Consider the following 12,863-nt stretch of genomic DNA (forward strand, 5'->3'; position numbering starts at 1 on the left):
ATGAATCGCGAATATCATCACTGGTACAGCCCGCGCTTGGGTCGCGACATGGAGTTCCTGGTTTTCGGTCACGCCGGGGCCAAAGTACTGATTTTTCCTACTCGCGACGGTCGTTTTTATGAGTACGAGAACCTCGGCATTGTCGAGCGGTTACGCAATAAAATTGAAGCGGGACACATACAACTGTACTGTGTTGACAGCATTGATCATGAAACGTTTTACTGCTTTTGGCGCAAGCCGAAAGACCGTATTCAGCGGCACATGTTTTTCGAAGACTACATATTGAACGAAATCATGCCGTTCATGGCCTTGAAAAATCCACACCCCTGCGTCATCGCGCACGGCTGTAGTTTAGGCGGTTATCATGCGGCCAATATTGCTTTCCGCCACCCGCATTTGTTCAGAAAATTAGTAGCCTTCTCCGGTCGTTTCGATTTGACGCTGGAAGTAGAGTGTTTCAAAAATTTGTTCGACGGCTACTATGACGATCATGTTTATTTTCATACGCCAACGCATTTTTTACCCAACCTGAATTGCCAAGCGCAATTAAAGCATTTGCAGCAAATGGAAATTACTTTGGTGATCGGTAAGGAAGATCCGTTTTTGCAGAACAATCACGAGTTAAGTCACATATTAGCGGCCAAGGGTATTCCCCATGCCTTATACGAATGGGAAGGGCGTGCGCATCAAGGCCACTACTGGCGCAGAATGGCCCCGCTGTATATCTGACAGACTCTATTCTGCTTGATGAGAAAAAGCGCGCTACTGCTCTGGAGTGTCTGTGTCCAATGATTGTTTTACATCAGGTGTCGGCGGAGCGATGGTTCGACCTTGCATCAATTCATCTATCTGATGTTTGTCCAATGTTTCCCAGTCTAATAAGGCTTGCGCCATATTATGCAGAATATCGATATTTTCCTTCAGCAGGTTTTCGGCCCGTTGATAATTGTTGTCCACAATTAACCTGATCTCCCGATCAATCAAGCGCGCCATGTGTTCCGACATGGGTTTGGCTTGCGGTCCCAAGTAGCTGCCTTCGTTATCGCCGTAGTCCAGCGGCCCCAGGTTGTCGGATAGCCCCCATTTGGTGACCATATTACGGGCCAATTGGGTGGCGCGTTGGATGTCGTTGCTCGCGCCGGTGGTGACTTTATTCTTACCGTAAACCAGTGCTTCCGCGGCTCGGCCGCCGAACAGGCTGGAGATTTGGCCTTCCAATTTGTCCTTGCTGGCGCTGTATGCATCGCGCTCCGGCAAAAACATGGTAATGCCGAGCGCGCCGCCGCGCGGCATGATACTGACTTTGTAAACCGGATCGTGCTCGGGTACCAAACGGCCGACGATGGCGTGTCCGGCTTCGTGGTAGGCGGTCATCAGCAGGTCTTCGCGGCTCATGATCATCGTCCGCTTTTCCGCGCCCATGATGGTTTTGTCGCGAGCCTTATCCAGGTCGTTCATCGTAATTTCCCGCTGATTGTTGCGGGCGGCGAACAATGCACCTTCGTTGATCAGATTAGCCAATTCGGCGCCGGAAAAGCCCGGTGTGCCGCGCGCCAGATCATTCAAATTGACGTCATCGGCCAAGGGTACCCGGCTGGAATGTACCCTTAGAATTTGTTCGCGGCCTTTAATGTCCGGCAGGCTGACTTGCACTTGCCTGTCGAACCGTCCGGGGCGCAGCAAGGCTTTATCCAATACATCGATGCGGTTGGTGGCGGCGATGACGATGATGCCTTCGTTGCCGCTAAAGCCGTCCATCTCCACCAGCAATTGATTCAGCGTTTGCTCGCGCTCTTCCGTGCCGCCCATATTGCCGGGGCTGCGCTGCCGACCGACTGCGTCGATTTCGTCGATAAAAATGATGCACGGGGCCTGCTTTTTGGCTTGCACAAATAGATCGCGTACTCTGGATGCGCCAACGCCGACAAACATTTCCACGAAGTCGGAGCCGGAAATCGAGAAGAAAGGTACACCGGCTTCGCCGGCAATCGCGCGGGCCAGCAAGGTTTTACCCGTGCCGGGAGGGCCGACCATCAGCACGCCTCTGGGGATTTTACCGCCCAGGGCCTCGTATTTACCCGGTGCTTTCAGGAAATCGACCATTTCCGCGACGTCCTGCTTGGCCTCCTCAACGCCGGCAACATCGCTGAAACGGATTTTTACCTGATTCTCTGTCATCAACTTGGCGCGGCTTTTACCGAAATTGTTTTGCGCGCCGGCGCCTAGCAGTTGTTTGCGCATGAAATAAATCAACACCCCAATCAGCAAAAAGGTGGGGGCCCAGGAGTAAAACACCTGCATGAATGTCGATTGGGTTAGCGGTCTTTGCACGATGATCTTCACACCGTTCTGCAATAGATCGTCTATCACCGTGATGTCACCAGGGCTATATGCGGTAAAACGTGTGCCGTCATGCCTCAGACCGTTGATGGCTCTACCGTCGATCACCACTTCGGCTACCATTTTGCCGCGCACATCCTGGATGAAGTTGGAATAAGGAATATCGCCTTGCGATTTGTAGGTGGCAGGGGCAGGATTAAAAATGACAAATGCCGCGATGGCGATGCCGACCATTATCAACAATAAGAATAAAATTTTTTTCATGGTTGTGTTCTCTATGTTCTGCGGAGCGATTTTGGCTTGGGTGCCAAAACCGCCCGGATTCAAGCTAAGAGATCATGATTCGTCTACAGCCAGCGCTAAATTAGCCAAATGCTGTAAGGCCTCGCGATAGGCGGATTCCGCGTCGGCTCTGACCGTTGCATGCGCGACTTTTCGACCCTTGCGCGGCGTTTTATCGTACAGATGCAAATGCGCGTTGGGAATGTTTAACAGTGTCGCGTCGTCGGCCAGACCACCGATGAAGTTCACCATGCCCGCATAACCGCGCGGTTCCGTCGAGCCCAGCGGTAAATCCAGAATGGCCCGCAAGTGGTTTTCGAATTGGCTGGTTTCCGCGCCTTCTATGGTCCAATGTCCGGAGTTATGCACGCGCGGTGCGAATTCGTTGGCCAGCAATTCGCCGTTCAAGTCGAACAACTCCAGGGCAATGACGCCGACGTAATCCAGTTTTTCCAGCAACAGACTGACGTAATTTTCGGCAATCGCTTGTTCGGGGTCGTTAGTACAGCATTCGGCAATACGCAGAATGCCTCCGCGATGCTGATTTTCAGACAATGGATAGTAAGCGATTTCGCCGGATGGGCTGCGAGCGGCGATAATAGATACTTCGCGTTGAAACGGCACGAAACCTTCGACGATGGAGGCGGCGCCTTGCATGCTTTGCCAGGCGGATTCTAGTTCGTCGGCCGATTTTATAACCACTTGGCCCTTGCCGTCATAGCCCATGCGCCGGCTTTTCAGAATTGCAGGGTAGCCGATTTCAGGCATGGCTTGTTGCAAGTCTGCCAGGCTATCGATAGGAGCGAACGGTGCGGTGCGGATGCCTAAATCCTTGAAGAAATTCTTTTCCAGCAGACGGTCCTGAGCGACAGCCAATGCACCGGCGGGCGGGTAGACTGTGGTGTGACTGGACAGGAATTCCGCGACATGAGCCGGCACGTTTTCGAATTCGTAAGTGACGATGTCGGCTTTTTTGGCCAGTTCCGCCAACAAATCCGGATCGTCGTAAGCGCCCAGCAAATGTTCGCTTAAACCGGCGGCGCCTGCGTTGACGTCAGGATCGAGCACGATGAATTTTAAGCCCAGTGGATAACCGGCCAAGGCAATCATTCTGGCGAGCTGGCCGCCACCTAATATGCCTATCTTCATCCCGCCACCTGTCTTGGATCAGGGGTGGCGATCACGCTGTCGGTTTGTTGTTGCCGATAAGCATCTAGAGCTGGGCGGTATTGCGGATGTTTGTTGCTGATAATCGCGGCGGCCAGCAAAGCGGCATTGATAGCGCCAGCCTTGCCGATGGCCAAGGTGCCCACCGGAATGCCGGCCGGCATTTGCACGATGGATAACAAAGAATCCATACCGTTCAAGGCTTTGGATTGCACTGGCACACCCAGTACCGGCAATGCGGTTTTGGCGGCGGTCATGCCCGGCAAATGCGCAGCGCCGCCGGCACCGGCGATGATGACTTCCAAACCTTTGCCTTCCGCGGTTTCCGCATACTGAAACAACTTGTCGGGGGTGCGATGGGCCGAAACCACTTCCACTTCATGCGGAATATCAAGATGTTCTAGGGTTTGCGCTGCATGTTGCATGGTTTCCCAATCGGACGTGGAACCCATGATGATGCCTATCAATGCGGTCATGCAAAATCTCCGGTATTTGCGATCAGTCGAAACAAGCCCGATTATCGCATAAATGGGGAGATTTTCTCTGTCGGCAAATTACTAACTCCGGCTGCCTTGATGATAAGATAGCGCCCCTCATAACAGATCAACCCCAGGACGGATGAATGGAAAGCTCGCAACACGCTTCGCTGCAAGCCAGTGAATTATCGTGTTTCCGCGATGAGCGCTTGTTGTTTTCCGATTTGAATTTCACGTTGCACGCTGGCGAGACCTTGCTGTTGGAAGGCGCCAACGGCAGCGGCAAGACCTCGTTGTTGCGCATTCTGTGCGGATTTAGGGAAGCCGATGCCGGCGAGATTTATTGGTGCGGCAGTAAAATTGCCGACAGCAGTTATTACGATGACATGGCTTATGTCGGTCATGCCGATGGTACAAAAAAGGAATTGACGGTGCTGGAAAATTTGAAGTTTGCGCTGGCACTGGGTAGTGCGGGCAAATATGACATCGAGCAAGCCTTGGACAAGGTGCAATTGGCCGGTTTTGACGATAATCCGGTACATACCTTGTCGGCCGGCCAAAAGCGCCGGCTATCGCTGGCTCGGTTATTGATCACGCATAACTTGCTGTGGATACTCGACGAACCTTTTACCTCGCTGGATAGGCAAGGCATCAAATTGATAGAATCGCTGATGGCCGAACACATCGAGCAAGGAGGCATGGCGGTTTTGACCTCCCATCACGATCTAAGCATGGCCGATCTTAATCTGCAACGCATTCATCTGCAAGCATGCCAATAATCCAGGCTTTTTGGGCGATCATTCGCCGCGATTTGTTGCTGGCGTTTCGGCGCCGCGCCGAAATGGCCAATCCGCTGTTTTTTTTCGTGCTGGTGGTGACCTTGTTCCCGCTGGCGGTCGGCGCGCAACCTAATCTGTTGCGAGCGATGGCGCCGGGCGTGATATGGGTGTCCGCTTTGTTGGCGGCCTTGTTGTCGCTGGATGGTTTGTTCCGTAGCGATTTCGAGGACGGTTCGCTGGAGCAAATGCTGCTCAGTTCGCATGCCTTATCGGTATTGGTGCTGGGCAAGATCATCGCTCACTGGCTGGTGACCGGTTTGCCATTATTGCTGGTAGCGCCTCTGCTGGCGGTGTTTTTGGGATTACCGCAGCAAGCGATGGGAACTTTATGGCTGACATTGATCTTAGCTACGCCGCTTCTGAGCCTGATTGGCGCTATCGGCGTGGCGTTGACGGTCGGTTTGCGCCGGGGCGGCATGTTGTTGTCCTTATTGGTATTGCCTTTGTATGTGCCGGTGTTGATCTTTGCTAGTGGCGCTGTCGATAGGGCCGCCAGCGGCTTGCCGGTAGGCGCCCAACTATATATTTTATTGGCCATGTTGTTGTCGGCACTGGTATTGGTGCCGCTGCCGACAGCGGCCGCGTTAAAAATGAGTGTTAATTGATGTCTTGGATACCTGCGCCGGTTAGCCGGTTTTTTCACCGCACCTCGTCGCCGCCGCATTTTTATGCCTTGGCGGATCGGTTCATTCCCTGGTTGACGATTATCTTTTTGATTTTGTTGGTTTCCGGCCTTTATCTGGGCTTGTATCGGGCTCCGACCGATTATCAGCAGGGCGACAGTTACCGGATCATTTATATCCATGTGCCGGCGGCCTGGATGTCCTTGTTCATTTACGTGCTGATGGCGGTGATGGGCGGGATTGCGCTGGTCTGGCGCATGAAACTGGCCGAGGTGATGCTGATCGCCAGCGCGCCGATCGGCGCCGGTTTTACCTTCGTAGCCTTGGTGACCGGCTCCTTGTGGGGCAAGCCGATGTGGGGCACTTGGTGGGTGTGGGATGCGCGCTTGACCTTTGAGTTGATCCTGTTGTTTCAGTATCTGGGGGTGATCAGTTTGTACGGCGCCATTGAGGATAAACGCTCGGCGGCACGGGCGGTGTCGATATTGGCGTTGGTGGGTGTCGTCAACGTACCCATCATCCATTATTCCGTGGAATGGTGGAACACGCTGCATCAAGGCCCTACCGTCAGCAAGATGGATAAGCCCTCCATTCACCTCAGCATGCTGGTGCCGCTGTTGCTGATGGCAGTGGCCTTCAAGTTTTATTATTTGATCGCGGTATTGCAGGCCGCAAAACTGGAATTATTAAAGCGCGAAACCAGCTCGCAATGGGTGAAAGCGCTGCTGGAGAAACAAGCATGAGCTGGGAAAGCTTTTTATACATGGGCGGTTACGCCGTCTACGTCTGGCCGGCTTATGGCGTGACCGCGCTGGTATTGATCGTCAACATCGTTTGGCCGGTGCTGCAACGCAAGCAGTTACTGCGGCAACTCACCATTAAACAAAAACGCACGCAAGCACGATGAAACCGATACGAAAACAGCGTTTGATATTGATCGTTTTAATGTTGGCGGTGCTGGGATTGGCCGCAACTTTTGCGCTAAAAGCCTTTAACGAAAATCTGATGTATTTTTTCTCGACCAGCGATGTGGCGTCCGGCAAGGCGCCAGCTAATTCGCAGTTTCGCTTGGGCGGCATGGTGGTTAAAGGCAGCGTGGAGCGGCCCAACGCCGATTTATTGGTGCGCTTTAAACTGAGCGATTTCGAAAAGGAAGTGACGGTGGAATATTCGGGCATCTTGCCGGATTTATTTAGGGAAGGGCAGGGCATCGTCGCCAAGGGGGCGCTGGATGGCCGCGGCGTGTTCGTGGCGGAAGAAGTGCTGGCCAAACACGATGAAAACTACATGCCGCCGGAAGTGGCCGGCAGCCTGAAAAAACCGGCGGCGCAACCATGATCCCGGAAATTGGTCACTTCGCTTTGATTCTGGCCTTGTGCATGGCAATTGTACAAGGTATCTTGCCTATTTTCGGCGCCGGAAAGTCTATTACCGGCTGGGTGCATGTCGCCAGACCCGCTGCCTTCGGGCAATTGCTGTTCATGGGCGTGGCTTACGGCTGTTTGACCGCCAGCTTCATCAGCCACGATTTTTCGGTGGCTTATGTCGCGCAAAACTCCAATACCGCCTTGCCGCTGATCTACCTGGTTTCCGGGGTGTGGGGCGCGCACGAAGGTTCCTTGTTGCTGTGGGCTTTGACTTTGGCGATCTGGACCGCGCTGGTCGCGGCATTCAGTGCGCATATCCCCGATGCCACCCGGGCTCGGGTCCTCGGAGTGATGGGCTTGGTCAGCATCGGCTTTATCCTGTTTTTATTGCTGACTTCCAATCCCTTCGAACGCTTGTTCCCGTACCCTGCCGAAGGCCGCGACCTGAATCCGTTGCTACAAGACCCCGGTTTGGCGATACATCCGCCGATGCTTTACATGGGCTATGTCGGCTTCTCGGTAGCCTTCGCGTTTTCCATCGCGGCGTTGCTGGAAGGACGGCTGGACGCCGCCTGGGCGCGCTGGTCGCGGCCCTGGACCAATATCGCCTGGATGTTTTTGACGCTGGGCATCACGCTGGGCAGTTGGTGGGCTTATTACGAATTGGGTTGGGGCGGATGGTGGTTTTGGGACCCAGTGGAAAATGCTTCGTTCATGCCCTGGCTGGTTGGCACCGCGCTGATACACTCGCTGGCCGCTACCGAGAAGCGCGGCGTGTTCAAAACCTGGACCGTGCTGCTGGCGATTTTCGCGTTCTCCTTGAGTTTGCTCGGTACCTTCCTGGTCCGTTCCGGGGTGTTGACCTCGGTACATGCCTTCGCCAGCGATCCGGCGCGGGGTTTGTTTATCCTGATCTTTTTGGCCGTGGTAGTCGGCGGTTCGCTGTTGTTGTATGCGATTCGTGCGCCGCAAGTTAAAAGCCATGCCCGTTTTGAATTGGTTTCCAAGGAATCGGTATTGCTGGTCAACAATGTATTACTGGTCGTGACAGCCGCCAGCATTTTGCTGGGTACTTTGTATCCCTTGGTGGTCGATGCTTTGGGCTTGGGAAAATTGTCGGTTGGTCCGCCGTATTTCAATGCGGTGTTTATTCCGCTGATGGCGCCTTTGGCCTTGGTAGTTGGCTTGGGTGTGTTGATGCGCTGGAAAAGCGACGATTTGAAAGCCTTAGGCTCACGGGTACGCTGGCTGATTGCCGCTTCTATCGGCTTGGCGTTACTCACACCTCTGTTGATGCCGTTTTATTCCTGGGGCGCGGCTTTGGGTACCGGCCTGGCTTTATGGACTTTGGCGATCACCGGCCTCGCGTTCAAACAACGCCTGCAAAGCTGGTCAATCGAGCGCCTGAAACAAATTCCAGCCGGTTTTTACGGCATGACCTTGGCGCATCTTGGCATCGCGGTGTTCGTGATCGGTATTACCTTTACCTCTGTATACAGCATCGAACGCGACGTGCGTTTGGCACCGGAAGAAACCCTGGATTTATTTGGATACGTATTCCAATTCCATGGCGTGAAAAGCACCGAAGGGCCGAATTACCGCGCCGAGCAAGGCTATCTGACTGTCAGTCATAACGGTGCCACTGTTGCTGAGTTATCGCCGCAAAAGCGGGTGTACCGGGTGCAAACCATGCCGATGACCGAAGCCGCTATCGACGCCGGTGTGTTCCGCGATCTATTCGTGGCCTTGGGTGAGCCTTTGGATAAACAAGGCGCCTGGAGCTTGCGGGTTTACTACAAAGCCTTCATTCGTTGGATCTGGATGGGCGGGGTGTTCATGGCCCTGGGTGGCCTGATTGCCGCCAGCGACCGCCGCTATCGTTTGCTTAACAAGCCTCTCGCGTAAAATTAATGAAATATCTGTTACCGCTGCTGTTGTTTATCGCCCTGTCGGTTTTTTTGGTGATTGGATTAAAACTCAATCCCCGCGAAATCCCCTCGCCACTGATAGACAAACCGGCGCCGGCCTTTAATTTGCCGATTTTGGCGACACCTGGGCAACGCCTGAGCCAAGCCGATTTTAAAGGCAAAGTCTGGTTACTGAATGTCTGGGCATCCTGGTGCGTATCCTGCCGCGAAGAACATCCCTTATTGATCGAGCTGGCCAAGCAAAACAAAGTGCTGCTGGTAGGTTTGAACTACAAAGACGAAGCGCAGGCTGCCAACACCTGGCTGAGCAAACACGGTAACCCTTATAACGTCAGCGTGATGGACACCGATGGCCGCGTGGGTATCGATTATGGCGTCTACGGCGTACCGGAAACCTTCGTGATCGATAAACGCGGCGTGGTGCGCTACAAACATACCGGTCCGGTCCAGCCCGGCGAACTGGAAAGCATTTTCCTGCCGTTGATTGAAAAACTGGAGGCCGAAAGCGCATGAAAACGCTCCATGCCTTGATCTTGTCGTTGTTTGTGTTTCAAGCCCAAGCCGAAATCGAATACCGTGACTTCAAACAACCCGAGCAGGAACAAGCTTATCAAACCTTGATTTCTGAACTGCGTTGCCTGGTTTGCCAGAATCAAACCATCGCCGATTCCAACGCCGATCTGGCCAAGGACTTGCGCCGGCAAGTTTACGAAATGCTGCAACAAGGTAAATCCCGGCAAGACATCGTCGATTTCATGACCGACCGCTACGGCGATTTTGTGATGTACAAACCAGCCTTGAAACTGAAAACCATGCTGCTCTGGTTGGGGCCGGTGCTGTTCCTGGTCATCGGCTTGGCCACGGTCTGGGTGTTGCGCAGCAAAACCAGTACCAGCGAGGACCAATCGCTAACGAAAGAGCAACAAGCCAAGCTAAACAGCATTTTGGAAAAAGGTGACGACTCGTGAATCTTGAGTTTTGGCTAGTGATAGCCGGTTTAATCGTGCTGGCGTTGTTGGTGTTGCTGCCGCCGCTGTTCAAGAAAACGCCGCTACGCTATGCCGATGGCGAGCAGCGCAATACCGCGATCGCTCGCCAGCAATTGGCCGAACTTAAACTGCAATTGCAAAACGGCGCATTGACGCAAGCGCAATACGATGCCCAGTATCGCGAATTGCAACTGACTCTGCTGGATGACCTGGAAGACGATGTGCCGGCCGTGCCCAGCGCCAAATCCGGTCGTTGGATGGTGCCTGTCGTCGCTATTACGCTACCGCTGTTAAGTCTGTTTTTATATGGCTTGCTCGGCGAGCCGCAAGCCCTGGTCAAAGCCGAATTGGCGGCTAACAATCAAAAAGTGGCCGACAATGTCAAAAGCATGGTCAACAAACTGATAGAGCGTCTAAAACAGCATCCGGAAGATTTGGAAGGCTGGATGATGTTGGGCCGTGCTTATGTTTACGCGCAGCAATATCAGGATGCCGCCAACGTATTTGCCGAACTGAATCGCCGTAAACCCAACGAGCCGGCCGTCATGCTGCATTACGCCGATGCCTTGTCGATGGCGCGTAACGGCCAAATGGACGGCGAACCAAGCGAGCTGGTGGAAAGAGCCTTAAAGCTGGTGCCGGAAGACCACACCGCCTTATGGTTGGCCGGCATGGCTAAAGCGGAAGCCGGGGATTTTGCCCAGGCAATTACGCATTGGAAGAAATTATCCGCTCTGCTGCCTGCCGACGACGAGTCCCAGGCGCAATTGAAAAAAATGATACAAATGGCTGAAGCAGAGCAGCAAAAACCGCAAGCGCCGGCATCATCGGCGGCTGCTATCGATATTACTGTGAAAGTCGAATTGGATGCGGCAGTCAAAGCCAAAGCGGAACCGCAACACACCGTGTTTATCTATGCCCAGGCCGTCAACGGTCCAAAAATGCCGCTGGCCATCGTCCGTAAACAGGTTTCTGATTTACCAGCCAGCGTGGTATTGAACGACAGCATGGCGATGCAACCGCAAACCCATCTGGCCGATTTCAAACAGTTGCGCATCGTTGCCCGAATCTCCAAAACCGGTAACGCGATGCCGCAAGCCGGCGATTTGCTCGGCACTGCTGAAGTGGATTTAAGCTCGGCTAATCCCAGCGTCGGCATCACCATCAATCAAGAAGTACAGTAATGGACCAATCAATTCAATTCGACTTGGACTTGATCAAACGCTACGACAAGTCCGGGCCGCGTTACACCTCGTACCCCACCGCTCTGGAATTGCACGAGGGCTTCGGCGAAGCCGAGTATCTGCAGCATATTCAAAAATCCAACGCCGGCGGTGGGCCGCTGTCGCTGTACTTTCACATCCCGTTTTGCGACACCGTGTGTTTTTATTGCGCCTGTAACAAGATCGTCACCAAAAACCGTGCGCATGCCGTCCCTTATCTGGACAACTTGTGCCGGGAAGTGGCGATGCAAGGTGCGTTGTTCGACAAGAGTCGGCTGGTTAATCAGCTGCATTGGGGCGGCGGCACGCCGACATTTTTGAATTACCAGCAAATGAAACGCTTGATGGAGACCACCCGCGAGCATTTCAATTTGCATGACGACGACAGCGGCGAATACTCGATAGAGGTGGACCCGCGCGAAACCAACGACCTGACCATCGCCCAGCTGCGCGAACTTGGTTTTAACCGCATCAGTTTAGGCTTGCAGGATTTCGATCCGGACGTGCAAAAAGCCGTCAACCGCCTGCAAAGCAAGGAACAAACCTTTGCTGTACTGGAAGCGGCGCGCAAGGAAGGCTTTCGGTCGACTAATATCGATTTGATCTACGGCCTGCCGTTGCAAACCGAGCAGACTTTTGCCCGCACACTGGAGCAAGTGCTGGCCTACGCGCCGGATCGATTTTCGATCTTCAACTACGCCCACATGCCCAGCCGCTTCAAAACCCAGCGGCAAATCAATGACGCCGATTTGCCAACGCCGACGGTGAAACTGGAAATCCTGCAAATGGTCGGGCAAAAACTCACCGATGCCGGCTATGTCTACATCGGCATGGACCACTTCGCCAAACCGGACGACGAACTGGCGGTGGCGCAACGCGAAGGCAAGTTGTACCGCAACTTCCAGGGCTATTCGACCCATTCCGATTGCGACTTGGTGGGTTTGGGCGTGACCTCCATCGGCCGGGTCGGCGATGCTTACATGCAAAATTACAAGGAACTGGACGAATACGACGCCGCCATTTCCCAAGGCAAATTGCCGGTGTTTCGCGGCGTGGATCTGGATGAAGACGACAAATTGCGCCGGGCGGTAATCACCCAACTGATTTGCCACTTCGAACTGACTTTCAGCAAAATCGAAACCGAGTTTGCTATTAATTTTGCCGAGTATTTTGCGCCCGAGCTGGAACACCTGAGGCTGATGAAAGCCGACGGTTTACTGGATTTAACCGCTGACGGCATTCAAGTCTCCACCGCCGGCCGCCTGTTGATCCGCAATATCTGCATGGTGTTTGATAAATACCTGGCGCAGAAACAGCAGCAGTTTTCTAAAGTGATCTGAGCCAAGGCGCGGAGTGGGTTTCGAATTGATAACCCGATAAAGCGCGTTGAGTCGTCCCAACACAGCTTAACTTTACTTTTTGGGATTTGAGCAAATGTCTTGATCCCAGTGCGGAAGCGAGTGTCCAGTGCCGTGGATGTTAGGCTCGGCCCCATCTGTGGTGACCCGATTTTGGCAATCCCAGACCAAATCATGCACACCTTTCAGCGTCTGACAACGTAGAATTAAGCGGGAATATGAATCCCCCGGTTTTGCCGGGGGATATTTACAAATTATTTTGGCCGGTCTG

The 12,863-nt window shown here is 53.5% G+C and carries 14 protein-coding genes; 11 read left to right on the forward strand and 3 right to left on the reverse strand.

Translation table 11 applies throughout. The annotated features are described in order from the left end of the window. Nucleotides 1-729, forward strand: coding sequence for an alpha/beta hydrolase-fold protein (locus JWZ98_RS09180; RefSeq protein WP_033158075.1), 729 nt, complete (start codon nt 1-3; stop codon nt 727-729). Nucleotides 730-762: 33 nt separating this feature from the next. On the opposite strand, the gene ftsH is transcribed toward JWZ98_RS09180, so the two are convergent. The 3 genes from ftsH to purE all read right to left on the reverse strand — a co-directional run bounded on the left by ftsH (nt 763) and on the right by purE (nt 4,265). Further along, nucleotides 763-2,604, reverse strand: coding sequence for an ATP-dependent zinc metalloprotease FtsH (gene ftsH, locus JWZ98_RS09185; RefSeq protein WP_101055749.1), 1,842 nt, complete (start codon nt 2,602-2,604; stop codon nt 763-765). 72 nt (nt 2,605-2,676) lie between these two features. Beyond that, complete coding sequence (locus tag JWZ98_RS09190) at nt 2,677-3,771, reverse strand: 5-(carboxyamino)imidazole ribonucleotide synthase (protein ID WP_205454051.1); 1,095 nt, start codon at nt 3,769-3,771, stop codon at nt 2,677-2,679. Further along, nucleotides 3,768-4,265 carry a 5-(carboxyamino)imidazole ribonucleotide mutase gene (gene purE / locus JWZ98_RS09195; RefSeq protein WP_033158073.1) on the reverse strand — a complete coding sequence of 166 codons (498 nt, stop codon included), beginning with the start codon at nt 4,263-4,265 and terminating at the stop codon, nt 3,768-3,770. The genes JWZ98_RS09190 and purE overlap by 4 nt, the downstream gene beginning before the upstream one ends. 146 nt (nt 4,266-4,411) lie before the next feature. Between purE and ccmA the strand changes: the two genes are divergently transcribed. The 10 genes from ccmA to hemN are packed head-to-tail and all read left to right on the forward strand — an operon-like array spanning nt 4,412 to nt 12,574. Beyond that, complete coding sequence (gene ccmA, locus JWZ98_RS09200) at nt 4,412-5,044, forward strand: cytochrome c biogenesis heme-transporting ATPase CcmA (protein WP_205454052.1); 633 nt, start codon at nt 4,412-4,414, stop codon at nt 5,042-5,044. Then, entirely contained in the window at nt 5,035-5,709 is a 675-nt protein-coding gene (gene ccmB / locus JWZ98_RS09205; protein ID WP_205454053.1) for a heme exporter protein CcmB, read from the forward strand. Before ccmA ends, ccmB begins: the two co-directional genes overlap by 10 nt. After that, a complete protein-coding gene (locus JWZ98_RS09210) occupies nt 5,709-6,470 on the forward strand; it encodes a heme ABC transporter permease (protein WP_033158070.1) in 762 nt (253 codons plus the stop codon). The genes ccmB and JWZ98_RS09210 overlap by 1 nt, the downstream gene beginning before the upstream one ends. After that, entirely contained in the window at nt 6,467-6,634 is a 168-nt protein-coding gene (ccmD, locus tag JWZ98_RS09215; protein ID WP_033158069.1) for a heme exporter protein CcmD, read from the forward strand. The genes JWZ98_RS09210 and ccmD overlap by 4 nt, the downstream gene beginning before the upstream one ends. Beyond that, on the forward strand, nt 6,631-7,065 hold the full coding sequence (ccmE, locus tag JWZ98_RS09220; RefSeq protein ID WP_033158068.1) for a cytochrome c maturation protein CcmE: 435 nt from the start codon (nt 6,631-6,633) through the stop codon (nt 7,063-7,065). The genes ccmD and ccmE overlap by 4 nt, the downstream gene beginning before the upstream one ends. Next, a complete protein-coding gene (locus JWZ98_RS09225; RefSeq protein ID WP_205454054.1) occupies nt 7,062-8,999 on the forward strand; it encodes a heme lyase CcmF/NrfE family subunit in 1,938 nt (645 codons plus the stop codon). The genes ccmE and JWZ98_RS09225 overlap by 4 nt, the downstream gene beginning before the upstream one ends. Before the next feature lie 5 nt (nt 9,000-9,004). Further along, the gene (locus JWZ98_RS09230; RefSeq protein WP_205454055.1) at nt 9,005-9,535 is read left to right on the forward strand and encodes a DsbE family thiol:disulfide interchange protein; all 531 of its coding nucleotides are present in this window, start codon (nt 9,005-9,007) and stop codon (nt 9,533-9,535) included. Continuing rightward, nucleotides 9,532-9,990 (forward strand): cytochrome c-type biogenesis protein, encoded by a 459-nt coding sequence (locus tag JWZ98_RS09235; protein WP_205454056.1) that lies wholly within the window; start codon nt 9,532-9,534, stop codon nt 9,988-9,990. The genes JWZ98_RS09230 and JWZ98_RS09235 overlap by 4 nt, the downstream gene beginning before the upstream one ends. Beyond that, a complete protein-coding gene (gene ccmI, locus JWZ98_RS09240) occupies nt 9,987-11,195 on the forward strand; it encodes a c-type cytochrome biogenesis protein CcmI (RefSeq protein WP_205454057.1) in 1,209 nt (402 codons plus the stop codon). The genes JWZ98_RS09235 and ccmI overlap by 4 nt, the downstream gene beginning before the upstream one ends. After that, the gene (gene hemN, locus JWZ98_RS09245) at nt 11,195-12,574 is read left to right on the forward strand and encodes an oxygen-independent coproporphyrinogen III oxidase (RefSeq protein ID WP_205454058.1); all 1,380 of its coding nucleotides are present in this window, start codon (nt 11,195-11,197) and stop codon (nt 12,572-12,574) included. Before ccmI ends, hemN begins: the two co-directional genes overlap by 1 nt. Nucleotides 12,575-12,863: the final 289 nt, after the last annotated feature.

This window comes from Methylomonas sp. EFPC1, from assembly GCF_016925515.1.
Taxonomy (GTDB): Bacteria; Pseudomonadota; Gammaproteobacteria; order Methylococcales; family Methylomonadaceae; genus Methylomonas; species Methylomonas defluvii.

Excerpts from the sequence above, each read along its gene's own strand:
- JWZ98_RS09235 (WP_205454056.1), top strand. The coding sequence starts at position 9,532 with ATGAAAACGCTCCATGCCTTGATCTTGTCGTTGTTTGTGTTTCAAGCC.
- ccmD (WP_033158069.1), top strand. The coding sequence starts at position 6,467 with ATGAGCTGGGAAAGCTTTTTATACATGGGCGGTTACGCCGTCTACGTC.
- ccmA (WP_205454052.1), top strand. The coding sequence starts at position 4,412 with ATGGAAAGCTCGCAACACGCTTCGCTGCAAGCCAGTGAATTATCGTGT.
- JWZ98_RS09210 (WP_033158070.1), top strand. The coding sequence starts at position 5,709 with ATGTCTTGGATACCTGCGCCGGTTAGCCGGTTTTTTCACCGCACCTCG.
- ccmE (WP_033158068.1), top strand. The coding sequence starts at position 6,631 with ATGAAACCGATACGAAAACAGCGTTTGATATTGATCGTTTTAATGTTG.
- JWZ98_RS09225 (WP_205454054.1), top strand. The coding sequence starts at position 7,062 with ATGATCCCGGAAATTGGTCACTTCGCTTTGATTCTGGCCTTGTGCATG.
- ccmB (WP_205454053.1), top strand. The coding sequence starts at position 5,035 with ATGCCAATAATCCAGGCTTTTTGGGCGATCATTCGCCGCGATTTGTTG.
- hemN (WP_205454058.1), top strand. The coding sequence starts at position 11,195 with ATGGACCAATCAATTCAATTCGACTTGGACTTGATCAAACGCTACGAC.
- JWZ98_RS09230 (WP_205454055.1), top strand. The coding sequence starts at position 9,005 with ATGAAATATCTGTTACCGCTGCTGTTGTTTATCGCCCTGTCGGTTTTT.
- ftsH (WP_101055749.1), bottom strand. The coding sequence starts at position 2,604 with ATGAAAAAAATTTTATTCTTATTGTTGATAATGGTCGGCATCGCCATC.
- JWZ98_RS09180 (WP_033158075.1), top strand. The coding sequence starts at position 1 with ATGAATCGCGAATATCATCACTGGTACAGCCCGCGCTTGGGTCGCGAC.
- purE (WP_033158073.1), bottom strand. The coding sequence starts at position 4,265 with ATGACCGCATTGATAGGCATCATCATGGGTTCCACGTCCGATTGGGAA.
- JWZ98_RS09190 (WP_205454051.1), bottom strand. The coding sequence starts at position 3,771 with ATGAAGATAGGCATATTAGGTGGCGGCCAGCTCGCCAGAATGATTGCC.